The organism is Microbacterium sp. P5_B6, assembly GCF_056400345.1.
In genome coordinates, this window is the sequence record NZ_JBFULL010000007.1 from 1 (window position 1) to 23,759 (window position 23,759).

At 67.9% G+C, this 23,759-nt stretch carries 22 protein-coding genes and 1 tRNA gene; 2 read left to right on the forward strand and 21 right to left on the reverse strand.

The features are described from left to right. The 16 genes from AC1DP3_RS11280 to rplU form a co-directional block, all read right to left on the reverse strand. Nucleotides 1-910: ApeA N-terminal domain 1-containing protein (locus tag AC1DP3_RS11280; protein WP_477293287.1), on the reverse strand; the 910-nt coding region annotated here is incomplete at its 3' end. Next, complete coding sequence (locus AC1DP3_RS11285; RefSeq protein WP_477293289.1) at nucleotides 907-1,692, reverse strand: TatD family hydrolase; 786 nt, start codon at nucleotides 1,690-1,692, stop codon at nucleotides 907-909. The genes AC1DP3_RS11285 and AC1DP3_RS11280, both read right to left, overlap by 4 nt. Further along, nucleotides 1,689-2,843 (reverse strand): hypothetical protein, encoded by a 1,155-nt coding sequence (locus AC1DP3_RS11290; protein ID WP_477293291.1) that lies wholly within the window; start codon nucleotides 2,841-2,843, stop codon nucleotides 1,689-1,691. Before AC1DP3_RS11290 ends, AC1DP3_RS11285 begins: the two co-directional genes overlap by 4 nt. Before the next feature lie 143 nt (nucleotides 2,844-2,986). Continuing rightward, nucleotides 2,987-3,826: a hypothetical protein gene (locus AC1DP3_RS11295; protein ID WP_477293293.1), complete on the reverse strand. Its 840-nt coding sequence runs from the start codon at nucleotides 3,824-3,826 to the stop codon at nucleotides 2,987-2,989. Beyond that, nucleotides 3,826-5,721, reverse strand: coding sequence for a KAP family P-loop NTPase fold protein (locus AC1DP3_RS11300; protein WP_477293294.1), 1,896 nt, complete (start codon nucleotides 5,719-5,721; stop codon nucleotides 3,826-3,828). The genes AC1DP3_RS11295 and AC1DP3_RS11300 overlap by 1 nt, the downstream gene beginning before the upstream one ends. Nucleotides 5,722-5,930: 209 nt before the next feature. Then, entirely contained in the window at nucleotides 5,931-6,794 is an 864-nt protein-coding gene (locus AC1DP3_RS11305) for a S16 family serine protease (RefSeq protein WP_477293296.1), read from the reverse strand. Between the two features lie 49 nt (nucleotides 6,795-6,843). Continuing rightward, a tRNA-Ala gene (locus AC1DP3_RS11310) sits at nucleotides 6,844-6,919 on the reverse strand. Between the two features lie 77 nt (nucleotides 6,920-6,996). After that, nucleotides 6,997-7,377, reverse strand: a complete 381-nt coding sequence (rsfS, locus tag AC1DP3_RS11315) for a ribosome silencing factor (RefSeq protein WP_477293298.1) — start codon at nucleotides 7,375-7,377, stop codon at nucleotides 6,997-6,999. Further along, nucleotides 7,377-8,618, reverse strand: a complete 1,242-nt coding sequence (locus tag AC1DP3_RS11320) for a hypothetical protein (protein WP_477293300.1) — start codon at nucleotides 8,616-8,618, stop codon at nucleotides 7,377-7,379. The genes rsfS and AC1DP3_RS11320 overlap by 1 nt, the downstream gene beginning before the upstream one ends. After that, nucleotides 8,615-9,211, reverse strand: a complete 597-nt coding sequence (gene nadD, locus AC1DP3_RS11325; protein WP_477293301.1) for a nicotinate-nucleotide adenylyltransferase — start codon at nucleotides 9,209-9,211, stop codon at nucleotides 8,615-8,617. Before nadD ends, AC1DP3_RS11320 begins: the two co-directional genes overlap by 4 nt. A gap of 10 nt (nucleotides 9,212-9,221) precedes the next feature. Then, nucleotides 9,222-9,446 (reverse strand): hypothetical protein, encoded by a 225-nt coding sequence (locus AC1DP3_RS11330; RefSeq protein ID WP_477293303.1) that lies wholly within the window; start codon nucleotides 9,444-9,446, stop codon nucleotides 9,222-9,224. 57 nt (nucleotides 9,447-9,503) lie between these two features. After that, nucleotides 9,504-10,763: a glutamate-5-semialdehyde dehydrogenase gene (locus AC1DP3_RS11335; RefSeq protein WP_477293305.1), complete on the reverse strand. Its 1,260-nt coding sequence runs from the start codon at nucleotides 10,761-10,763 to the stop codon at nucleotides 9,504-9,506. Between the two features lie 9 nt (nucleotides 10,764-10,772). After that, nucleotides 10,773-11,615 (reverse strand): glutamate 5-kinase, encoded by an 843-nt coding sequence (gene proB, locus AC1DP3_RS11340; RefSeq protein WP_477293307.1) that lies wholly within the window; start codon nucleotides 11,613-11,615, stop codon nucleotides 10,773-10,775. Beyond that, nucleotides 11,612-13,120, reverse strand: coding sequence for a GTPase ObgE (gene obgE / locus AC1DP3_RS11345; protein ID WP_477293309.1), 1,509 nt, complete (start codon nucleotides 13,118-13,120; stop codon nucleotides 11,612-11,614). The genes proB and obgE overlap by 4 nt, the downstream gene beginning before the upstream one ends. An 87-nt stretch (nucleotides 13,121-13,207) precedes the next feature. Further along, complete coding sequence (rpmA, locus tag AC1DP3_RS11350) at nucleotides 13,208-13,465, reverse strand: 50S ribosomal protein L27 (protein ID WP_477293311.1); 258 nt, start codon at nucleotides 13,463-13,465, stop codon at nucleotides 13,208-13,210. 20 nt (nucleotides 13,466-13,485) lie between these two features. Continuing rightward, complete coding sequence (gene rplU, locus AC1DP3_RS11355) at nucleotides 13,486-13,794, reverse strand: 50S ribosomal protein L21 (RefSeq protein ID WP_477293313.1); 309 nt, start codon at nucleotides 13,792-13,794, stop codon at nucleotides 13,486-13,488. 217 nt (nucleotides 13,795-14,011) lie between these two features. Between rplU and AC1DP3_RS11360 the strand changes: the two genes are divergently transcribed. Further along, nucleotides 14,012-14,284, forward strand: coding sequence for a DUF4031 domain-containing protein (locus AC1DP3_RS11360; protein ID WP_477293315.1), 273 nt, complete (start codon nucleotides 14,012-14,014; stop codon nucleotides 14,282-14,284). Between the two features lie 28 nt (nucleotides 14,285-14,312). Here AC1DP3_RS11360 and AC1DP3_RS11365 read toward each other — a convergent pair whose 3' ends face one another. Further along, complete coding sequence (locus AC1DP3_RS11365; RefSeq protein WP_477293317.1) at nucleotides 14,313-16,841, reverse strand: Rne/Rng family ribonuclease; 2,529 nt, start codon at nucleotides 16,839-16,841, stop codon at nucleotides 14,313-14,315. Between the two features lie 302 nt (nucleotides 16,842-17,143). Here AC1DP3_RS11365 and AC1DP3_RS11370 point away from each other — a divergent pair, with 302 nt between their 5' ends. Continuing rightward, nucleotides 17,144-17,746 carry a vitamin K epoxide reductase family protein gene (locus tag AC1DP3_RS11370; RefSeq protein ID WP_477293319.1) on the forward strand — a complete coding sequence of 201 codons (603 nt, stop codon included), beginning with the start codon at nucleotides 17,144-17,146 and terminating at the stop codon, nucleotides 17,744-17,746. Nucleotides 17,747-17,874: 128 nt separating this feature from the next. Here AC1DP3_RS11370 and ndk read toward each other — a convergent pair whose 3' ends face one another. Genes ndk through ileS form a run of 4 tightly spaced genes read right to left on the reverse strand, consistent with a single transcriptional unit; the run spans nucleotide 17,875 to nucleotide 23,551 of the window. Beyond that, nucleotides 17,875-18,288, reverse strand: coding sequence for a nucleoside-diphosphate kinase (ndk, locus tag AC1DP3_RS11375; RefSeq protein WP_477293321.1), 414 nt, complete (start codon nucleotides 18,286-18,288; stop codon nucleotides 17,875-17,877). A gap of 1 nt (nucleotide 18,289) precedes the next feature. Continuing rightward, the gene (locus AC1DP3_RS11380; protein ID WP_477293323.1) at nucleotides 18,290-18,706 is read right to left on the reverse strand and encodes a DUF4233 domain-containing protein; all 417 of its coding nucleotides are present in this window, start codon (nucleotides 18,704-18,706) and stop codon (nucleotides 18,290-18,292) included. After that, entirely contained in the window at nucleotides 18,694-20,052 is a 1,359-nt protein-coding gene (locus tag AC1DP3_RS11385; RefSeq protein ID WP_477293325.1) for a bifunctional folylpolyglutamate synthase/dihydrofolate synthase, read from the reverse strand. The genes AC1DP3_RS11380 and AC1DP3_RS11385 overlap by 13 nt, the downstream gene beginning before the upstream one ends. A 28-nt stretch (nucleotides 20,053-20,080) precedes the next feature. Then, nucleotides 20,081-23,551 carry an isoleucine--tRNA ligase gene (ileS, locus tag AC1DP3_RS11390; protein WP_477293662.1) on the reverse strand — a complete coding sequence of 1,157 codons (3,471 nt, stop codon included), beginning with the start codon at nucleotides 23,549-23,551 and terminating at the stop codon, nucleotides 20,081-20,083. Nucleotides 23,552-23,759 lie beyond the last annotated feature (208 nt).

Below are 23,759 nucleotides of genomic sequence, written 5' to 3' on the forward strand. Positions count from 1 at the left end.
GTTCGGTGACCAGCTCCTGCCAACGTGTGAGGAGATCGAGAAGACTCACCTCGTCGGCAGCGAGATCGACGGCTGAGCGAATCTTGTCCACGGCCGCGCGCTTCGAATTGACCGGAACGTGGGTAATGTCCCAACCGAACACCTGGTCGCGATGCGCGCGAACGGTCTCAGAGGACTGCACGGCCAGCAGGTAGCGGAGCTCCCGCGGGGCGCCGGTGACGAGGGAGACCAACTGGCGAAGTGGTCGCACCCATTCGAGCCACCACTCGACGATCGTCAACGGCGTCGAAGAGGTGAGGCGCACCACTGGCCCGAACGCCATCGTGAACTCGTAGAAGTCCAGCGCCCGAACGGTGTAGTCGTACCCGAACGTCATCGAGTGATTGCCGGCGCTCCAGGCGAGCTTCGCGTTACTTCCCACGGTCGCGGACCAGACAGGCTCGTCGCCGGCCTTGCGCGGCATATGTACGTGCGAGATCGGAGCGATGCCGGCCACGGACTCGAGCCCCTCGATCTGGAGCTCGATGGATGAGTACTTTCGGTGCTCCGTGGCGTCGAACTTGTCGAGCGATAGCACCGCGAATGCGCCCCTAGCGCGCCCTTGTGTCTCGAAGAAGTAGTCAAGCTGACCGTTCATGAGAGCGACATAAGCGCCGCTCGAGAGCCGACCCGTGAACGTCTCGAAGTCGTGTCGCTGTGGAAAGGAAGCTACGCGGCTCCCGTTCTCCGCCTGCCACACGATTGGCATCGCGCCGTGAAGAATGCCGGTCGGGTACTTGCCCTGCTCGAGGGTCAGGAGCCCAGGGATCTCGAGCTCGCCCCCGAGGTGATTTGGTACGTCCCAGGTGGCGAGATACTCGCCGGTTTCGAAGGGAAGCTTGATAGCGGTGGGTTCGACACCAGCGCTCATGATGTTCCTCCGTTACGCGCCGCAGCAAGCATTCGCTGGACGGGCGCTGGCAGCAGCTCCATGACCGAAACCTCGTGGACGAGTCGGGCGAGGTTCGCCCAGACCTCGGTGCGGACGTTGGCCGGACTGGTCCCATAGATGCGGGCAAGTGCCACCTCGACATCGTCCACTGCGCCAGGCTGGCGCGGTTCGGGTGTGCCTCGATCACCCGACGGATGGTCGGTCTCGGTGAGGATCCGACCCAGAGGGATCGGGGCAACGAGATCGGGGTTCCTCATGCTCGCAGCATTGAGAGAGAACCAGCATCCAAGCTCAACCGCGCGTGCTGTCTGTGCTGGCGTCCCGCGCCACCAGTGAAGAATCGCACCGCGGGTGGGCGTTTCAATTAGCGCATCCAAGACGCGACCCGGAGCACCACTGCTGTGGATCGAGGTGATGCGAGGCCGGACTGCGAGCTCCGTGAGCACCGCACGGAAGGTCGCCTCCTGCTGCGAGACGGTCACCTTGGATCGCCCCTCGAGCCCGACCTCGCTCACAAATGCGGTCTGTGAGATCAAATCAGCGAATCGCTTTCGATCGAAGCCACGCTGGGCGGCCTCGACGCCGGGGTGACACCCGACGCCCCAGATCGTCACCGGGTCGCGGCGTTCGTGGGTGAGGGCGAACTCGTCCAGCGACCGCGTGGCGACGAACACGACCGCGCCGAGCCGTTCGAGATCTCGCGCCGGGATATTCGGCTTGACATGGGCATGCATGTCAAGCGGTGGGAGGGATGGGCTCATCCGAGGATGCCTCGCAGTTCGTCAACACCGAGTCCGCAGAGTGCCAACGCATCCTGCGCGGCATAACCTTCCGGCAGCGACATCGCCATCACGTCGCGCGGGCGAACGCCGCGGTCGACGAAGTCACGCATCGGCTCCACAATGCTCTTGCCATGGACGAACTCATCGAACCGGCCGGCCCGGTCGTCGACGAGGTAGGTCGTGGCGTCGGTGACGCCCGAAGCGGTGAAGGCAGATTGCCGAACCAGGCATCCAAAGCAGACGCCGCAGGATGATCCCGCGGGCGCGCCGCTAAAGCGGCCATCGGTGTGAGAACAAGAGTTCGTGGCGCTCAGATAGCGCGAGGCCRCATCGACCCCAACACGAGCTGCGAGACGTCGGAACATCTCGCCCTTGGTGATTGCTTCAAAGGGGTTCTCGAGCGCGCCGTGGCCACCGGCCGCCTTCACGAGGGCACTGAGTCCTCGAAGGAAGCGCGGGTGGGTGGTGTGGGTAGACAGAGCCCCCCGCCGATCCGGTCCGAGTGGTGGGTTGAGCGACGCGAACCCGTTCTCCGGAATCCACAGCGTGGACTGGGCGCGCTCGGCGACCGCAAGGCCGAGCGCCAGGAAGAGGAATGATCGCGAGCGTGTGGACGATTCGTCCTTGAAGTTGGTGCCGTCGAGCCGCCGCGCCCCGCGACTCAGGTGGAATTGGTGATGCACCTGCTGGCGGTTCGGGGCTAGCTGTCCGATCGCCGTCACGAGATCACGCTGGACAGGCGAGATTGCCGTCGAGCTGAAATGCGATACGAGCGCCTGCGAGCCTCCCGCGGCAATGTCAAGCGCCGACATGAGCGCGCCGACCGCAGAGTCCGCGCCACCACTGAGGAGCACGGTGCGTGCGTGATGCTGGCCTTCAAGCGGCAGTGAGGGGATGGCCGGCGCGGGTGCCTGGCAGAAGATGAACCGCCAGTGGTCCCCCGTCAGGAAACCGATCAGAGTCGAGAGGTCCTCGGTGCGTGCCTTCCATACATCGGGACTCCCGACCTCGACAGTCAGGTCGAAGTCGCGTGCGTTCCAGCTCGAGCCCCCACGCTCGCGAAGAATCGAGCGGTCAGCAGCGAGCACCGCGAGGGCGATTCGAACGAGGTCGACATTGATCAGGTTCACCGCGCCGAGCTCGGCGAGGTGCGGGCCGGTCGAGCCGGTGAAGGTCGTGGGTCCGCTGGTGCTCCAGAGGAACACCTCGTCGAAGTCCCCGCTGGCGAGCGCTGCGTCCGCGGCGGAGCCCGAGAGGGTGAGGATCAGCCGGCTCATGATTCCACTCCGAAGATCACGCCGATATCCCTGATGCCTATCTCGATAGCAGTGGCCATCTCTTGCTCGGTCGCACCGGTGGCGCTCAGATCAGCCTGGGCCGCATACTCGGCGGCGACATCGCGGATCTGCTGCTCGACACTCTGCCGTTCGGCGCGACTGGCGCCCTTCTCGTAGAGGGTGGATGAGATCTCCGTGAGTGCCGTCTCAGCGATGGTCGTTTCGATGGTCTTGCGCACGACCTCCTCGGGCGAGGGTGCCCGGTCAGCGGGATGCTCGAGGATCCAGGCGACCACCTCAGCGACGATGTCGCGGGCTTCGGCATCAGCCAGCGTGCTGTCCGCCTGCGCCTCGAACGCTGCCTCGACGATCTTGATGCCGATGGCCACGGGGTCGCCGAGCGCCTGAAGCTGGTCGTAGTTGAGGCCTGCGCGCTCGAGAGTTGCGCGGTCGCCGGCGGAGTAAGCAAGGGCCAATCGACCAGCTCGACCCGCGGCGCGCGACATCCGCCCAACCGAACGGGTCACCCCGCCAGAAGAACGCCCACCGCCGCCACCGCCGCCTCCCCCCGCACCGCCGCCGGGTCCGTCGCCACCCCCGCCGCGGGAGCGGAAGAGAAGCCGGATGGCGGGTCCGAGATCGATCGTCGGCCCGGGTGCGCCTGGGGCGCCCTGCGGATTCTGCGCGCCGCTGTTGCCCTCGCTGCCGTCAGCGCCGGACGCTCCATCGTCACCAGTAAAGCCACCTCCGTCGCCCTCGAGCCAGGCTGCGATGTTGTCGCGGAGATCCTTGGCGTCGGCGCCGCCACTCCCGCCGAACGAACCGCTCGTTCCCATCAGGCCCAGCCCTTCTCGACGACCGCGATCGCCTTCACAACAGGATCGGCAGTTGCGCCGGCCTTCCACGAGGCGAGGACAGGTCCATACGTGTCCTTGTCGAGGAGGCGAAGCTTGACGACCGTCGCCGCCTCGACGTCCACACCACGCACCGATCGAAGCGCCGCGACGACGTCAGGCGCCACAACCGGCTGGGTAAGTGCGAGACGAAGCAGACTCTCCACCGAGTACTTCTGAATGGAGGGTTGGTCACGAGTACGTCGACCAAGGAAGCCGACGAGAGTGCGCGCATCCGCCTCCGGCAGGGCCTGGAGCGCCGCATCGGTGATGCCCGAGCGATCCACCTTGAGTGAAGAAGTGAGAGCGGATGCGAGATCACGAAGGCGTTCGGGCAACCCGGAGTCGATGACCTCGATCTTGGCGAACGACGCGGCGAGGTACAGGTACCCCGAGATATCCGTGGCATCGAGGGTTGGCGGCAGCTTCGCCCACCGGCGCAGGGTGTCACTGAATCCGTCGTCGAGGCTTGGTGCGGGCGCGACATCCTCCACGGCCGCGATCTTGAGCTTGGTCTTCACGGCTGGCTTCTCGGTCGTGGCCTCGGCTGGGGCGTCCTCGGCAGGGACCGCAGGAGTTGCAGGGCCGTTCGCAACGAGGTCGAGTGCCTCGAGCTTGTCGCGCAGCTGGTTCGTCGCAAGCCAGTCGAGCACCTGCTCGAAGTCTTGGGTCAGGATGCGCTCGAGCACCATCAGCTTGGCGACGGCATCGGGCTGCAGGTCGAAGCCACGACGCTGAGCGATGCTCTGGCGAACGTTCAGGTCGTTGAGGAACCGCTTGATCCGGCGAGGGTTCCCATGGAACTTCTCGTAGAGGATCGGGGTGAGGCGGGCGGCCGTGACCAGGTGGTCTGCGAGGGGGCTGCCGTCGGGCACCTCGATCGCGTTGAGCCCACCGCCGGAGATTCGGAGCGCATCGCACTGGTCCACGACCCTGCCGTAGGCCTCATCGTCCAGGCTGGACTTCCCGAGCAGGAGGAAGAGATACGCCTCGGTATCGAAGCGGCTGAGCGCGGGAACCGGGATCGTGGTCTGGACGATCTTGTGGAGATAGAGCTTGGCTGGCGTCTCGTCGTCATTAGGGTCTACGGGCGTCTTCAGCTTCTGCTGGATCGCATCCGCCACGCGATCCTCGTCCGCCGCGATCACGAACGACATGCCCTTGGCAGAGAGGAAGAGCCTGATCGCCTCGAGCGTCTCCACGACGGTGTCAGGGAGACAGCGGTCCAGGTCGTCGACGAGGACTACAACGCGTGAGATGTGCTGCAACGCGGGGTCCGCGAGGAGGGCCCGGAACTGCTGATGAAACTCGGCCATGCCCTTCTCGCCCTCGAGGCTCTCCGGGTCGTCGTTGACCAGGTCGAGCACGTCGTCGAAGTTGGGCAGCTGCAGGGTGATGGCGGTGCGCGTGGCCATCTTGACGGCCTTCGTCCAATTCACCTTGCGCACGAGCTTCCGGAATGCCTCGAGCCCTGCCTTGCCAACAGGATCCGCCTCGTTGAACTCACCGTTGAGCGCACGCAGCACCTCAGCGATGAGGCTCTCCTTGGGGCCGATCGCTGGATCGTATCGCCAAGGTTGGGTCGGTACGACAAGCACCTTGCCGTCGAAGCCCTTGGATCGGGCATCGATCTCTTCGACGACAAGCTCGAGCACGCTCGTCTTGCCACTCCCCCAGGCTCCTGACAGCCCGATAGCGATCGGATCGAGGTCGTCGTCGAAGATTGCGTCGGCCACTGTCTCAGCCACCGCACGAAAGGCGAGGAGGTCCTTCTCGGCCGGCTCGTCCGACCAGAGAGGAAATGTATTCGGCTGTGGTGATGTAGTTGTCGTCCCCATTTGCCCCTGATTATGACAGCGGCATACGACAGGCCAAGCCACCAACTCGCGCGCTCGGGACGAGTTGCCCTGGATCGCAGGCGACGATAGGGGGATCGGCGCGGACCCGTCGCGGCGCGTCGCGATTGCCTATGCCGCCAGATCCATGCTCCGGGCCGGAGGGTTCAGGGCCGCGCTACACCCTTGATCCCGAAGCGCCATCAACCATGTCATTCGTCGAGCGCCTTGACCAAGGCATCCTGGGCATCGCTGTAGAAGATGAACGAGACCTTCGTAGCGACCTCGTCGCTGACGTCGAGCAGTTGACGGCGAGCGGACACCGGCAAGAGCAAAGCGGTCGCCCCCTTCTCCATCGCGTGCTCGGCGAGCTGCGCGGCGTTGAGCACCGTCTCGACACCGCCGCCAAGCGACAGATTGCCGACCGCGATCAGCCCCCCTCGCACCGAACGCTGGAGCATCGCTGAGGCCATCGCGAGCAGAATAGGGAGGCCGAGGCCAGCGCCGGTCTTCGCGGCGTCGAGTGCGCGGACCTGAGCAGTGAGGTTGTGCTCGCGTGGGTCGCGGTCCCCGACGAGCTGTCTCGCCTGGGCGATGAGGTTCTGCTCGGCGACCTTGAAGCTCTCGCGAAGCGTGGCGGGCGCGGCTTGGTTGAGGAGCCCACGCGCCCCCGAGCCCGGAGTGTCGGCGGCCTCAATCCGGTAGAGTCCCGGCCCGACGTCGCCACTGCCTTCAGAGATCGCCCACACCTGCCCTGGGGGCAGCGGATCGAGGCCGATCGAGTCGGGGCTCGCCAGCTCGGGCGTCTTGCGAAACCTCAGCTGTGTGCCGACGCGGAATCCGCGGGGTCCACGGCCTTTGCTCCGCAGGTCGTAGATCGTCTGGACGGAAACCCGCAGCTCGGCGGCAAGCTCGGCCAAGGAGACGTAGTTCCCGGGTGCCGATTCAGAGGTGCCAACGCCATCCATATCTGGAAGGTGCGTGGGCGTTGCCGCGTACCTTCCAGATACTCCGAGAAGGCTCGAAAGCGCGCCGCGACGACTTGGCGAAGTGTCCAGTAAACGACTACCAAACATTCAAACTCCCTGGTCGGGGAGTGAAGATTTGGTGCTTTACCGGGAGTTTTGGTGGACCTGAGGGGACTCGAACCCCTGACCCCCTGCATGCCATGCAGGTGCGCTACCAGCTGCGCCACAGGCCCAGATGCCGCCCCGCTCAGCTCGAGGCAACCCCCCTAGCTTACAACAAGTCGAGGCGATCCTTCGACCACGCCAGGCATCAGTGGCCGGGTTTGACCGGCTCCGGCAGGTCGATCGGGACCACCGGGCAGTCTTTCCAGAGTCGCTCGAGTCCGTAGTAGACCCGCTCCTCCTCGTGGAAGACATGCACGACCAGGTCGCCGAAATCGAGCAGCACCCAGCGCGACTCCTGACGGCCCTCGCGACGAAGGCGCTTGTAGCCGGCTTCGAGAAGCTTGTCTTCGATCTCGTCGGCGATGGCGGCGACATTGCGCTCGCTGCGCCCGGTGACGAGCAGGAAGATGTCGACGAGCGGGAGCGGATCAGAGACGTCCAGGCCGACGAGGTCCTCGCCGCCCTTGGAGTCCGCCGCCGCAGCTGCGAGCTGCAGCATCCGTCGTCCGTTTTCAGTTGCTGTCATCAGAAGACTCCCGTCGTAACAGCCAGGATGAGGACACCCACGAGCGCGAGCGCGAGGACGCCGGCCGTGATCGCGAGCGTCAGCATAAGCTTGCCGCCCTTCTCGGGGGTAGGGGGCTTGATAATCTCGCCGGGCTGCTTCGCCGTGCTGATCGCAGCGCTTGCGGCGATAGGCGTCGGTGAGGAGTGAGCCGGCAGCTCACCGTCGACGAGCACAGCGTCGGTCTCTTTGCCGTCGGCGGTTCCGATGGCGTGACCCGTCGAACCGAGTCCTTCCGGCAGGTTGAACGTGCCGGTGATCAGCACCTCTCCGGTGGCATTGACCGGGGCGACGATCGATCCGCCGTTCGGAATCTGCGACAGGATCAGCGCATTCGGGGTCGCGACCGATCCGCTCGACGAGTGCGAGATGAGCTCGTCGAAGGAGGAAGGGAGCTCGGGCTCGGTCGGACCGTTCCCTGCGAGCAGCGCGGCTCCGAAATCGGGCGCCACGGATCGGGCGGGCTCCTGCTCAGGCTCCTCGTCGGCCTGCCCCTCGCCGAGGTCGGACGACTCTTCCACGATCTCGGCACTGGCGGCCGCCTCGTGAGGAGCCTCCTCGTCGCCGTCGTGCTGCTCGTCGACGCGGTCGTCAGCCGGATCGGCCTCGGCCCCATGTTCCACCGTGGGCTCTTCGACGGCCTCTTCGGCGCTGTCGTCATCGGCCGCAGAGGTGTCCGCGACCTCGGCGATCGGCCCAGAGGTCACTCCGAGAGCTGCGAAGGGATCATGATCGTCCGCCCCCCCGACCGCGGCTTCACGGTCCGGAGTTCCTCCCTCGGTGGACGCCACGTCGGAACCCCCGACCAGCGCCTGGGTGGCGTATGCAGCCGAGAGCTCGGGCGTGATGACGGGCACGGACGCCGTGCGGATCCGCTCCTGCTGGCGCGCCTGCCGACGGGTCAGCGGTGCGACGCCGAGGTCCACGCTCCGGTCGGGAGCGGGCGGCGCAGGCAGCAGCACCGGTTCGGCGGCGCGAGCGAGCGGAGCGGCGGGCGAGGGAGGAATGACGGGCGCGAGGGACTCCTCGATCGGAGGCGGTCCGGCGGGCGCGTCCTCGGCGCGCGCGTTGGCGGGCACCTCGTCGGCGGTGCCGACGGGGGCAGAACCCACGTCGATGATGGGGGTCGACCCCGTGTTCCGGATGTCCCGCAGCTGCTTTCGGGTCAGTTGCGGAGATTCAGGCTGCTCGGGTGTGCTCATTCCTCGCTCCGGTAGAGATGGTGCTTCGCAATGTATTGGACCACGCCATCGGGGACGAGGTACCACACCGGGTGTCCGCGGTGGACACGCTCACGGCAGTCGGTGGACGAGATGGCGAGGGCCGGCACCTCGAGCTGACTGACATTTTCGGACGGAAGACCGTCGATGTTCAGGACATGCCCTGGACGGGAGACCGCGACGAAGTGGGCGAGCTCCCACAACTCATCATGGTCTCTCCAGCTGAGAATCTGCGCTATTGCGTCGGCCCCTGTGATGAAGAAGAGCTCGGCGTGGGGCCTTTCGCGCTTCAGATCGCGAAGCGTGTCGATCGTGTAGGTCATCCCTGTGCGATCGATGTCGACCCGGCTGACGGTGAATCCGGGATTGGATGCTGTCGCGATGACTGTCATCAGATAGCGGTGCTCGCTGGGGCTGACCTCGCTCTTCATCCACGGCTGGCCGGTCGGCACGAAGACGACCTCGTCCAGGTCGAACGACTGCGCGACTTCGCTTGCGGCGACGAGGTGACCATGGTGGATGGGATCGAATGTCCCACCCATGACCCCGATTCTCGGGGCGCGTGTCACCGTCATGCGGTGCGGCTCAGTGGCCGTGCCCCGCCTGCTGCACGTCGTTCGCGTGGGCCCGGGCGTACGCCTCGGCCTTGTGCGCGTGTCGGTTCGCGACGTTGCGGTACGAGAAGGTCACGAGCGCGAGTGAGACGAAGACGACGAGGGCGATGATGCCGAAGCCGACGGTCTCGAGCGCCACGTTCCCGTGGTGCTCCGACTCTTCCGCTGCGAAGGCGATCAACGTGGCGACGGTCATTCGGGCTCCGTTTCGGCATGGCGCCGCGGGTCCGGGCGCTCGGACCAGTCTATGGGGTCAGGCGCGAACCTGCCCGGAGCCCCGGGCGAGCCATTTGGTGCTGGTCAGCTCCGAGAGTCCCATGGGTCCGCGGGCATGCAGCTTCTGGGTGGAGATGCCCACTTCAGCGCCGAATCCGAACTCGCCGCCGTCGGTGAACCGGGTGGACGTGTTCACCATCACGACCGCGGAATCCACTTCGGCCAGGAATCGCTCCGCGTTCGCGTCGTCCGTCGTGACGATCGACTCCGTGTGATGCGTGGAGTAGCGGCGGATGTGCCCGAGGGCCTCGTCCAGGTCGTCGACCAGCCGCATGGACAGGTCGAGCGAGAGGTGCTCCGTGGCCCAGTCCTCGTCGGTCGCCGCCACCACTCCGTCGGCGAGGCGGGCGACGGAGTCGTCACCGTGCACGGTCACCCCGCGCTCCTGGAGCGCGGCGACGACCGGCCCGACGAGGCGGGCCGCGGCATCCCGATGCACGAGCACGGTTTCGACCGAGTTGCACACGCTCGGACGCTGCACCTTGGCGTTCACGACGATGTCACGGGACCAGTCGAGCGGAGCCGTCGCATCGAGCACGATGTGCACGACACCCGCGCCCGTCTCGATGACGGGCACGGAGGACTCGGTCACGACAGTCTCGATCAGCTGGGCACTGCCCCGGGGTACGAGGACGTCCACGATGCCGCGAGCCTGCATGAGGGCTCGTGCCCCCTCGCGCCCGAACTCGTCGACGGACTGGATGGCCTCGGGATCGATGCCGCGGTCGGCGAGGGCGCCGCGCATCGCGTGGACGAGTGCAGCGTTCGTGCGCTCGGCGGCCGAACCGCCGCGGAGGACGACCGCGTTTCCTGATCGAAGCGCGAGCGCTGCGATGTCGACGGTGACATTGGGGCGCGCTTCGTAGATCGACCCGACCACGCCGAAGGGAACGGACACTTTCGTCAGCGCGACCCCGTTCTGCAGGGTGCGCTCGTCGAGCACCCGGCCCACGGGGTCCGGAAGCGCAGCGATCTCGCGCACGGCGGCAGCGAGGGCCGCCACGCGCGGCTCGTCGAGGCGAAGGCGATCCTGAAGCGCGGTCGAGAGGCCGGTGGCCCTTCCCCGCTCCAGATCCTCGACGTTCGCGGCCACGATGGCTGCGGACGCCGCGTCGATCGCGTCGGCGATGGCGAGCAGCGCGTCGCGCTTCTCCTCGTCGCCGAGGAGCCCGATGCCGCGCGCCGCCTCCTTCGCGAGCAGCATGCGTTCACGAGGCGAGGTCGCGGTGGTGGTCATCCGCTCAGTTTACCGAGGCGCCACCAGGCCGGCCGTGCGAAGCGGCCCGGTCGCCGCGGCCGCAGTCGGCTCCGGGTTCGGGTCGAACCACGTGCCGATCTCGGCTCCGGTCAGCGCCTCCCCGACCAGGTCGGCGCTCGTGACGAGCACTCCGATTCCGGATGCCGCAGCCAGGCGAGCCGCCGAGACCTTCGTGGCCGCCCCACCGGTGCCGACGCTGTTGACGACCACCGATCCGAACTCGAAGCCGTGCAGGTCATCGCCGTAGTGCACGCGGTCGATGGGCCGAGCACCTGGCTGGTCCGGCGGCCGTGTGTAAAGGCATTCGATGTCGCTGAGCAGGATCAGCGCATCCGCACGGACGAGCTCGGCCACCAGAGCTGCGAGGCGGTCGTTGTCGCCGAAGCGGATCTCGTGGGTCGCGACGGTGTCGTTCTCGTTCACGATCGGGAGGATGCGCAGTCCGAGGAGTCGTTCCATCGCGCGGCGCGCATTCGAGCGGTGTGTGGGGTTCTCGAGGTCGCCGGCCGTCAGCAGCACCTGGCCGGCGACGATCCTGAAGGGCGTCAGCGCGTCCTGGTAGCGGTAGATCAGGACGTTCTGCCCCACGGCGGCTGCGGCCTGCTGGGTGGCGAGGTCGCTGGGACGCTCATCGAGGAGGAGATACGGCATCCCGGTCGCGATCGCACCCGACGACACCAGGATGACTTCCGTGCCGCGGCCGTGCGCGGCAGCGAGTGCCTCGACGATCGGCTGGATCTTGCCGGCGTTCTCGCCGCTGATCGACGATGAGCCGACCTTCACGACGAAACGACGTGCGCCGATCAGGTCCGAGCGCGCGTGTGCCGTCACTCGTCATCCCCTTCGGCCCAGTTCTGCTGGGCGAGACGCTCCGATTCCAGTTCGGCGCGGGCGTCGGCCTTGGCATCCATCCGCTCGTGATACCGCTCGCGCCGCTCGGAGGTCGTGCGGCGGTTCGACGGATCGATTCGGGCATCCGTACCGCGGGGGGCTGTGATGAGCTCGGCGGCGGAGGTGAGCGAGGGATCCCAGTCGAAGATGACGCCGTCACCCTCGCCGATGACGACCGTCGCACCGGGCGTCGCGCCCGCGCGGAACAGGCCGTCTTCAACACCGAGCTTGGCGAGGCGGTCGGCCAGGTAGCCGACAGCCTCGTCGTTGGTGAAGTCGGTCTGCTGCACCCAGCGCAGCGGCTTGTCGCCGAGGATCCGGTAGAGCGGCCCGTACGAGCCGCCTTCGACACGGATGCGGAAGTCCTCCTCGGACCCCTTCGGGCGGATGACGATGCGCTCGGGTGCCGGCTTGACCGCCAGTTCGGTGCGGTGCTGCGCCACGACGTCGGCGAGTGCGAATGTGAGCTGACGCAGACCCGCGTGACTGACGGTGGAGATCTCGAACACGCGGTAGCCGCGCGCTTCGAGCTCGGGGCGGACGAGCTCGGCGAGATCGTTCGCCTCGGGGACGTCGACCTTGTTGAGCGCGACCAGCTGGGGGCGCTCGAGAAGCGGGGTCTGACCGTCGGGCACGGGGTAGGCGGCGAGCTCTGCCAGGATCACGTCGAGGTCGCTCAGCGGGTCGCGCCCCGGTTCAAGGGTCGCGCAGTCCAGGACGTGCACGAGAGCCGTGCAGCGCTCGACGTGACGGAGGAACTCGAGGCCGAGGCCCTTGCCCTCGCTCGCACCCTCGATGAGCCCGGGCACGTCGGCGACGGTGAAGCGCACATCTCCGGCCTGCACCACGCCGAGGTTCGGGTGCAGGGTCGTGAAGGGGTACTCGGCGATCTTCGGGCGGGCCGCGGAGATCGCGGCGATGAGGCTCGACTTGCCGGCCGACGGGAAGCCCACGAGGGCCACGTCGGCGACGGTCTTGAGCTCGAGCGCGACCTCCCCCTCCCACCCGGGCGTTCCGAGCAGGGCGAAACCGGGCGCCTTGCGCTTCTGCGAGGAGAGCGCGGCATTGCCCAGACCGCCGATGCCACCGGGTGCCGCGACGAAGCGCATCCCGGGCTCGATGAGGTCGACGATCGTCTCGCCGTCCGGGTCCTTGACGACCGTTCCGACCGGGACAGGCAGTTCGAGGGTCTCCCCCAGCGCTCCCGAGCGGTGGTCGCCCATGCCGAAGCCGCCGTTGCCGGCGTGGCGGTGAGGAGAGTGGTGGTATGACAGGAGCGTCGTGACCTGAGGGTCCGCGACGAGGATGACATCGCCGCCATGGCCGCCGTTGCCGCCGTCGGGACCGGCGAGCGGCTTGAACTTCTCGCGGCGGACGGACACGCATCCGTTGCCGCCCTTGCCCGCGCGCAGGTGGAGCGTCACGCGGTCGACGAAGGTGACCATGTCATTCTCCAGGGGTAAAGAGCGGATAAACGGGACGAGGGGCGAGCCGAAGCCCGCCCCTCGCTGAAACTCTGTGCGAGCCTCGGATCACTCCGCGGCTGCGACGATGTTGACGACCTTGCGGCCGCCCTTGGTGCCGAACTCGACAGCGCCGGGCTCGAGGGCGAACAGCGTGTCGTCGCCACCGCGGCCGACATTGGCGCCCGGGTGGAAGTGCGTTCCGCGCTGGCGGACGATGATCTCGCCGGCGAGGACCTTCTGGCCGCCGAAGCGCTTCACGCCCAGTCGCTGGGCGTTGGAGTCGCGACCGTTACGGGTGGAGCTTGCGCCCTTTTTGTGTGCCATCTCTGCGTGTCTCCCTGGGCTTACTTGATGCCGGTGACCTTGACGCGCGTGAGGTCCTGACGGTGGCCCTGGCGCTTCTTGTAGCCGGTCTTGTTCTTGAACTTCTGGATGACGATCTTCGGGCCGCGCTCTTCGCCGAGGACCTCGGCGGTGACGGTCACCTTCGCAAGCTTGTCGGCGTCGGTCGTGACCGAGTCACCGTCCACGAGCAGAACGGCGGGAAGCTGGAGCGTCTCACCGATCTTCGTCTTCTGACGGTCGAGGACGACGATCGTGCCGACCGAAACCTTCTCTTGCCGGCCGCCGGCGCGCACAACTGCGTAAACCACTTCACACCTGTTTTCGTCTTGGGAGCGCACGGCTCCGGTTGTCTTTGTGAGACTGGGAAGTCTTGATGCCCGGGCGTCGCTCGAAGCGACACTCTCGGAGGTTTCCGCCGTCAACATGCGGAACACGGCGCACCAAAGGACTACTTTACCGGATGCGGTGACAACCCGCAAAAGCTGGGCCACGCGTGTCGCGGCATCCGGTCAATATGATCAGCTCGTGGCGATCCTGATCGACGACCCGCGATGGCCCGCGCACGGCCGCCTGTGGGCGCATCTCGTGTCGGACAGCAGCCTGGACGAGCTGCACGCGTTCGCGGAGGCGAACGGGATTCCGCGGCGCGGCTTCGACCGCGACCACTACGACGTCCCGGACGAGGCGCACGCGCGGCTCATCGCCGCCGGCGCGCGGCACGTGGACGGTCGCACGCTGGTTCGTGCGCTGATCGCCTCGGGGCTGCGCATCACCGCGCGTCAGCGCCGCCTGTCCTGAGAGCCAGGACAGGCGACGCCGAACGCCGTCACTCCTGCGTCGGGAGGTGCGGCACGGGTGTGCCGGTCAGAGCCGCCGTCGTCACGCGGCGACGGGACCGGCCCTGCCCGGGAGCCTTCGGTTCGGGCAGCGCATTCAGGACGGAGTCGAGGAGGAGATCCTTCTCCGTCCGGGGCTTCGCCGGCTCGCGCTTCTTGCGGGGCTTCTTCGCACGCTCGGCGGGCGCTGCGGCCGCCGGTGCTGCCTCCGGCTCAGCCACGGCTTCGTCGACGACGGGGGCATCCTCGTGGTGGTGGATGGTGGATGCCGCAATCTGCGCAAGCGCGGACTTCACGCCTTCGGTGATCACGTGGGTGCCGTTGGCCGGGCCGGAGGGACCGCTGGTACGGGCCGGGCGGCGACCGCCGTTGGCGCTCTGCGTGCCGGTGCTCGGCGGGCGGTGGCGGACGACGGGATCGTGGTGGACCACGACACCGCGGCCCGCACAGACGTCGCACGCCTCGCTGAAGGTCTCGAGGAGCCCCAGTCCCAGCTTCTTGCGGGTCATCTGGACGAGTCCCAGCGACGTCACCTCAGCCACCTGGTGCTTGGTCCTGTCGCGGCTCAGGCACTCGACGAGCCGGCGCAGGACGAGGTCACGGTTCGATTCGAGCACCATGTCGATGAAGTCGACGACGATGATGCCGCCGATGTCGCGAAGACGCAGCTGTCGGACGATCTCCTCGGCGGCCTCGAGGTTGTTCTTCGTGACGGTCTCTTCGAGATTGCCGCCGGAGCCGACGAACTTGCCCGTGTTCACGTCGACCACGGTCATCGCCTCGGTGCGGTCGATCACGAGCGAACCACCCGACGGGAGCCAGACCTTGCGGTCGAGCGCCTTCTCGATCTGCTCCGACACGCGGAACTCGTCGAACGGGTCGTTGTCGCTCTCGTAGCGCTCGACGCGCTCGAGGAGGTCGGGAGCGACGCTCGCCAGGTAGCTCGTGATGGTCTGGTGAGCGTCCTCGCCCTGGATCAGCATCTTGGTGAAGTCCTCATTGAAGACGTCACGGACGATCTTGACCAGCAGGTCGGGCTCCGAGTGCAGCAGCGCCGGAGCCTGGATCGTCTTGATCTGCGTGCTGATGTGCTCCCACTGGTTGGTGAGTCGCTGCACATCGCGCGTGAGCTGATCCTCGGTCGCGCCCTCGGCCGCCGTGCGGACGATGACGCCGGAAGACTCGGGCAGCACCTCCTTGAGGATCCGCTTGAGGCGCGCGCGCTCGGTGTCGGGAAGCTTGCGCGAGATGCCGTTCATGGCGCCGCCGGGCACGTAGACGAGGTAGCGGCCAGGGAGCGAGATCTGGCTGGTCAGCCGAGCGCCCTTGTGACCCACCGGGTCTTTCGTGACCTGCACGAGGACCTTGTCGCCGGTCTTCAGTGCCAGCTCGATGCGGCGCGGCTGGTTGCCCGTCTCGACCGCATCCCAGTCGACCTCACCCGAGTACAGCACGGCGTTGCGGCCACGGCCGATGTCGACGAATGCGGCTTCCATGCTCGGCAGGACGTTCTGCACGCGGCCGAGGTAGACGTTGCCGATGAGCGAGGCGTCCTGGTTGCGCGCGACGTAGTGCTCGACGAGCACGTTGTCTTCCAGCACGGCGATCTGGATGCGACCGTACTTCGACCGCACGATCATCTCGCGGTCGACCGACTCCCGACGGGCGAGGAACTCGGCCTCGGTGACCACGGCCCGGCGCCTGCCGGCCTCGCGGCCGTCGCGACGGCGCTGCTTCTTCGCCTCGAGGCGGGTGGAGCCCTTGATGCGCTGTGGTTCGGTGATGAGCTCGACAGCGCGCTGACGCGGCTGGTGGACGGGTGCCGGAGCAGCGGGAGCGTCGGATGACTCGTCGCGTGGCTCGGGACCGCGACGGCGCCCGCGACGGCGGGCGGCGCTCGCCGTGGTGTCTTCCGCGACAGCCGGCGGGGGGGTGTGCGGACGCTGCGGCTCGGGGCGCTGCGGCAGCGCGATGACCTCGGGCGCGTAGAACAGAAGCTGGGTCGACACGGCCGAGACGAACGTCTCGGGCAGAAGTCCCAGGCTGACGGCCGTCACCGGGCCGGGGGCCGGCTCGGAAACCGGCTCGGCCTCCTGAATCGCCTCCGGATGGGCACCCGGCTCAGGGGCTGCACCGGATTCGGGGCCTGCGGCGGGCTCGCTCGGCTCGCGGGGCTCAGTCGGCACAGCCGCCGCGGCCGGTTCACCCGACTTGACAGGCTCAGCCTCGGCGAGCGATTCACTCCGCTCCGCCGGTTCCGACTCCGTGGCGGGCTCAGCCGTTCCCGCCTCCGCAGCGGGCTCAGCCTCGTCCTGTGCCTCGGCAGGGGCTGCCTCCTCTGCCGGAGCCGACTCGGCATCCGATGCCTCGACCGGCGCCTCGCCGCCCTCGACTTCTACGACCTGCACCGATTCGATCGTCGCCTCGAGCTCTTCGCGCGCGATCTCCGGCGACCCCTCCGTCAGAGGGGCGTCGGTCTCGCTGTAGGTGTCGAAGGGTGCGTTGTTCTCATCTGCCATCACCGGCGTACTCCCTGACAGGCGACGCCGCGCGTCACCCGCCGAAATCTTGGGTGGCCCCGCACCTGCGGTGCCACGAACTCACTCGGTCTGCAACGGGACCCGGCAATCGTCCGGGGCCTCTCGCTGCGAAGGGCATTCGTCGCCCTGAAGTCATCTGTGATGCGGTGGCGGCGCGGCCGCGACCCATCGACACCCATTATCGCACTTTCCCTTTGGGATTGCGCGGAGGCGCGATTCGGCAGCCGTCCGCACGGGTTCCCTGGCCGGCATCCACACCTGTCGGTGTCATAATCCGTGGCATGCCCACGCCTCCCTCCCACGCACGAACGCCTGTCATGGCGGTCTGGCTGATCGTCGCCGGAGCGATCGGGTGGTGGGCGGCATTCTCACTCACGATGGAGCGGCTGCATCTGCTGGCCGACCCTGACGCCGTCGCATCCTGCGATTTCAGCCCGCTCGTCCAGTGCACGCGCAATCTGGAGTCCTGGCAAGGGAGCGTCTTCGGCTTTCCCAATCCGATCCTCGGCCTCACGGGGTGGATGGCGCCCATCGTGGTGGGTGCGGCGATCCTTGCGGGCGCGCGGTTTGCCCGCTGGTTCTGGGTCGCCTTCTGGGCGGGGATCGCCTTCGCCTTCGCGTTCGTCATCTGGCTCATCAGCCAGAGCATCTACGTGCTCGGCACACTGTGCCCCTGGTGCATGGTCACCTGGCTGGTGACGATCCCCACCTTCTACGTCGTGACGATCCACCTGTTCCGGAGCGGGATCGTCCCAGCGCCCGCCTCTGTGCGCCGCGGCGCCGACAGGCTGATGGGGTGGGTTCCGCTGCTGGCTGTCGCCAGCTACGCGATCATCGCGATCCTCGCCCAGATGCGACTGGACGTGCTCGGCGCACTGTTCTGAGCGAGGGGCTGCCGGTTGTGTTCCGTAGAGCGGCGAGGGTTTCGATACGCTCCGCCTCCGGCGGGGCTACTCAACCTTGATACGCAGCCGCATCAACGCGGGCTTCGCTCGCATTGATCCGGCTCGTATCAAAACCAGATGTTCAGCTCGCGGGCTGCGGACTCGGGGCTGTCGGAGCCGTGCACGAGGTTCTGCTGAACCTTGAGACCCCAATCGCGCCCGAAGTCGCCACGGATCGTGCCGGGTGCGGCCGTGGTCGGGTCGGTCGTCCCGGCGAGCGAGCGGAAGCCCTCGATCACGCGGTTTCCCGCGAGGCGGATGGCGACGGAGGGTCCCGACATCATGAATTCGAGCAGCGGCTCGTAGAACGGCTTGCCCTCGTGCTCGGCGTAGTGCTTCTCGAGCGTCTCGCGGTCGGGCTCGACGAGGCGGATGTCGACGAGCGAATAGCCCTTCGCCTCGATACGGGCCAGGATCGCGCCGGTCAGCCCGCGGGCGACGCCGTCCGGCTTGACGAGGACGAGTGTCTCTTCGGTGGCCATGTCAGTCTCCGTTCACGTTCTCGGCCTCGGAGGCCAGTGCGGCGTTGCGCGAGTCGAGCGACGCCCCCTTGATGGTGGCATAGCCCCACATGCCGCCGAAAATCAGACCGACCACCGCGAGCGCCGGAAGCACGAATCCCCCGAGCACGAGGATGCCCTGGAGCGCCCAGCCCAGCCAGATCCCCCAGCGGTGCCGGAGCACCCCCGCCGTCAGCAGCATGAGGGCCGCCAGCGCGGTGCCTCCCACGATGCCCCACCACGGCTCGATGCCGGCAGGCAGCGCCTTGAGGCCGTACACAGTGAGACCGCCCAGGAACACGACGACGGACTCGAAGACGAGGACGATCGAGCCGAGCGACTCGGCGGCACCCCGTCGGCGGCGCGGCCGCGATGCTGCGGGCGCGGTCACTCCTGCCACCCCGACTTCCAGTCCTCCGCGGCCGCTCGCGCGAGCGCCTCCCCGGCCAGGAGCACGGACCCGGCGATGACGACGGCCCGCCGATCGGACGCCGACGCCCACTCTCGAGCGGCGGCCGCGGCATCCGAGACATCCGAGTGGACGGTCACGGGGAGCCCGGCGAGCTCCGCGAGATCGGCGATGCGATCCGCGTCGCTCGCCCGATCGGAGTGGGGCGCGGTCGCGAACACGTGGGTCGCCACAGGCTGGAGGGCCGACACGATGCCCGCGGCATCCTTGTCGGCAAGGATGCCGAGCACGACGCCCCACTCGTCGAAGTCGAACGCGGTCTGGAGCGCTCCGACAAGAGCTCGCGCGCCGTGAGGATTGTGCGCGGCGTCTACGAGGATGGTCGGGTTCACCCCCACGAGCTGCAGGCGGCCGGGGGAAGTCGCCTGCGCGAGTCCCTCGGCGAGGATGTCGCCGGGGATCGCGCGACTCGCACCGCCGACGAGCGATTCCACGGCAGCGATCGCGAGCGCGGCGTTGAACCCCTGGTGCTCGCCGTAAATCGGGAGGTACTCCTCCGCGTAGGTGCCGGCGAGGCCCCGCACCGTGATCTGCTGGCCGCCGACCGCCAGGCGGTCTTCGGCCAGCGCGAAATCCTCGCCTTCGAAGGCGATCGTGGCGCCCTTCGCCGCGGCCGCGGAGCGCAATACGGCTTCGGCCGCGGCATCCTGGCGAGCCGAGACGACAGCTGCGCCGTCCTTGATGATGCCCGCCTTCACCGAGGCGATCTCGCCGATCGTCTCACCCAGGCGGTCGGCGTGGTCGAGGTCGATGGGCGCGATGACCGCCACGTCGCCGTCCGCCGTGTTGGTCGAGTCCCACGACCCGCCCATGCCCACCTCGACGACAGCCACATCGACGGGCGCGTCGGCGAACGCGACGAAGGCGAGCACCGTGAGGAGCTCGAAGAACGTGAGCGGCGCGTCGCCGGCCGCTGCCAGTTCGGCGTCGACGAGGTCGACGAACGGCTCGACCTCGTCCCAGGCATCCGCGATCGCCGCATCGGCGATGGGCTCGCCGTCGATCATGATGCGCTCGGTGAAGCGCGCGAGGTGGGGGCTCGTGAAGAGGCCGGTCCTCAGCCCGTGCGCGCGCACGAGGCTCTCGATGATGCGGCTCGTCGAGGTCTTGCCGTTCGTCCCGGTGACGTGCACGACGCGATAGGTGCGCTGCGGGTCATCCAGCAGCTCGAGGACGCGGCGCGTGCGCTCGACGCGGGGCTGCACCCAGCGCTCCCCCTGTCGCTCCAGCAGAGCGGCATAGACGGCGTCCGCACGGGCGGTGTCGCGAGCGGTCACAGCGACGCCCCCCGGCTGCTCAGTACGGTCATGCGGATGCTCCGATCCGGGTCACGGCGACGTGGAAGCCGCCCTTGTTCGCGTAGGCGCCCGCCTTGACGTAGCCCACGTGCTCGGGCTCCGCCCCGAAGACCAGGGAGTGCCATACCTCCGGCGTGGTGTCGGCAGGGATGTGCACGCCGTGACCGTCGACGAGCAGCGCGTGCTCGAGGGCGAGGGTCTCACCGTCGACGTCGGCCAGCTCGAATGCGGACGCCACGGCGTCGGCATCCTCGTGGCTCGAGAAGAGCAGCTGCAGGCGGATGCGGTCGCTGACGTCGAAGCCGGCGGCCTTCCGGGTGTCCTGCACGGCGCGGATGAGGTCGCGCGCGAGCCCCTCCGCCTCGAGTTCGGGGGTGGTGGTCGTGTCGAGCAGGACGAACCCGCCCCCGGCGAGCAGCGCAAGCGCCTCGCCCTCCGGACGTCCGGCCGTCTCGAGCACGAGGTCGTACTCCCCCGGCTCGAGTGCGACCCCGCCCGCGGTGACGACACCGTCGGTCTCGCTCCAGTCCCCCGCCCGCGCGGCCTGGATGACCTGCTGCACCTGCTTGCCCAGGCGCGGTCCGGCCGCCCGGGCGTTGACTGACAGGCGGTGGGTGATGCCGTACTCGGATGCTGTCGACTCGCCGAGCTCGACGAGCTCGACGAGCTCGACGCTCTTCACGTTGAGCTCTTCGCGGAGGATGTCTTCGAACTGGCCGAGGGACGCGGCATCCGGAACCACCACCGTCAGGCGCGGAAGCGGGAGCCGCACCCGCTTGCCCTCCTTCTTGCGGAGCGCGTTGGCGACGCTCGACACCTGGCGGACCGCATCCATCGCAGAGCGGATGTCGTCGGCTGCCGGGAAGGCGGACGCGTCCGGCCAGTCCTGCAGGTGGACGCTGCGGCCCCCGGTGAGCCCCTGCCACACGCGCTCCGAGACGAGCGGGATGAGCGGCGCGGCAACGCGCGCGAGCGTCTCGAGCAGCGTGTACAGCGTGTCGAATGCCTCGCGGCTCGCGGGGTCGGCGTCCTCGACACCGACCCAGAACCGGTCGCGCGAACGACGGATGTACCAGTTCGTCAGCGCCTCGGCGAAGTCGCGCAGCTTGGCCGCCGCCATCGTCGAGTCCAGGCCCTCCAGGTCGGCCGCGACCTCCCGCACCAGGTCGCCCGTCAGCGCGAGGATGTACCGGTCGAGCACGTTGGTCGAGTCGGTGCGCCAGGATGCCTCGTACCCCTCGCCTCCCGCGCCGTGCGCGGCGTTGGCATAGGTCGCGAAGAAGTACCAGGCGTTCCAGAGCGGCAGCATGAACTCGCGCACGCCGGCACGGATGCCCTCCTCGGTGACGACGAGGTTGCCGCCGCGCAGCACGCTCGACGACATGAGGAACCAGCGCATGGCGTCGGAGCCGTCGCGGTCGAACACCTCGCTGACGTCCGGGTAGTTGCGCAAGGACTTCGACATCTTCTGCCCGTCGCTTCCCAGCACGATGCCGTGGCACGACACCCCCGTGAACGCGGGGCGGTCGAAGAGCGCCGTCGAGAGCACGTGCATGACGTAGAACCAGCCGCGCGTCTGCCCGATGTACTCCACGATGAAGTCCGCCGGCGAGTGCTCGTCGAACCACTGGTGGTTCTCGAACGGATAGTGCACCTGGGCGTAGGGCATCGACGCGGAGTCGAACCAGACGTCGAGGACATCCTCGATGCGGCGCATGGTGCTCTTGCCGGTCGGGTCGTCCGGATTGGGGCGCGTCAGATCGTCGATGTACGGCCGGTGGAGGTCGACCTCCCCTGCGGTGTTCCGCGGAAGGCGCCCGAAGTCGCGCTCGAGGTCCTCGAGCGAGCCGTACGCGTCGACGCGCGGGTAGGCGGGATCGTCGCTCTTCCACACCGGGATGGGCGAGCCCCAATAGCGGTTCCGGCTGATCGACCAGTCGCGCGCACCTTCGAGCCACTTGCCGAACTGACCCTGCTTGACGTTGTCGGGCACCCAGGTGATCTGCTCGTTGTTCGCGATCAGACGATCCTTGAAGTCCGTGACACGCACGAACCAGCTCGACACGGCCTTGTAGATGAGGGGGTTCCGGCAGCGCCAGCAGTGCGGGTAGGAGTGCTCGTAGCTCGCCAGGCGCACCAGGCGACCCGCCTCGCGGAGCAGCCGGACGAGCGGCATGTTGGCATCCATCCACAGCTCGCCGGCGACATCGGTCACCTGCGGGAGGAACCGACCCCCATCGTCCAGGCTCATGATGAGCGGGATGCCGGCCGCCTCAGTGACCCGCTGGTCGTCCTCGCCGAACGCCGGCGCCTGGTGGACGATGCCTGTGCCGTCGCTGGTCGTGACGTAGTCGTCGACGAGGATCCTCCAGGCCCGCTCGGTTCCCCAGGTCTCGGCATCCGCGTAGTAGTCGAAGAGCCGGTCGTAGTGGACGTCCGCGAGGTCGGCGCCGAGCACGACGCTCTCGACCGCCTCCTGCGCCGCGGCCGCGCTCTCGTAGCCGAGGTCCTTCGCGTAGCCGGCCAGCAGATCCTCCGCCAGCAGATAGCGGTGGGATGCGGCCTCGAAGGGGTCATCCCCCGCGTGCACGTCGGCGGCGCCGTTCGGTCCGCCCGAGACGACGGCATACCGGATGCCGGGCCCCACGGCGAGCGCGAGGTTCGTCGGAAGCGTCCAGGGCGTCGTCGTCCAGGCGAGGGCGCGCACGCCGGTGAGGCCGAGCGCCTCGGCCTTCGCGCCCACCAGGGGGAACGTCACGGTGACCGACGGGTCCTGACGCATCTTGTAGACGTCGTCGTCCATGCGCAGCTCATGCGTGGACAGCGGCGTCTGGTCACGCCAGCAGTAGGGCAGCACGCGGTAGCCCTCGTAGGCGAGGCCCTTGTCGTAGAGCGTCTTGAACGCCCACAGCACCGACTCCATGTACGACGTGTCGAGGGTCTTGTAGCCGCGCTCGAAGTCGACCCAGCGCGCCTGACGGGTGACGTAGTCCTCCCAGTCGCGCGTGTACTCGAGCACCGACTCGCGTGCCTTCGCGTTGAAGGTCGCCACGCCCATGCGCTCGATCTCGTCCTTCTCGGTGATGCCGAGCTGCTTCATCGCCTCGAGCTCTGCCGGAAGTCCGTGCGTATCCCATCCGAAGACGCGGTCGACCTTCTTGCCGCGCATCGTCTGGAAGCGCGGGAAGACATCCTTCGCGTACCCCGTCAGCAGGTGGCCGTAGTGCGGCAGGCCGTTGGCGAAGGGCGGGCCGTCGTAGAAGACCCACTCCTCGGCGCCGTCGCGGTTCGCGATCGACGCCCGGAACGTGTCGTCCCGCTCCCAGAAGGCGAGGGTGTCGCGCTCGATGTCGGGGAAACGGGGGCTGGGGACGACGGCAGCGGCGGCCCCGGTCGCCGAGCCGGTGCCCGCAGATGAGCTCGCGGGACGGTCGGCGGCGGGTCCGAAGGATCCGGCAGAAGGGCGGGGATAGGTCATCATGTCTCGCAGGGTCTCGTCTCATCGGCTTCTGCCGGGACGACCCTCGCGGACCGCGGTACCACCCTGCGTTGATGCCCCATCCGTTGAACGGGGCATCCACTTTCACTGCGGCTATGACGGGCCTGCCCCGCTCGGTTCTACTGAGGACCGGAGTCCTGTTCTTCCGAGAGCTCCCCGGTGATGGCCGGATCGATGCTGCTCCTTC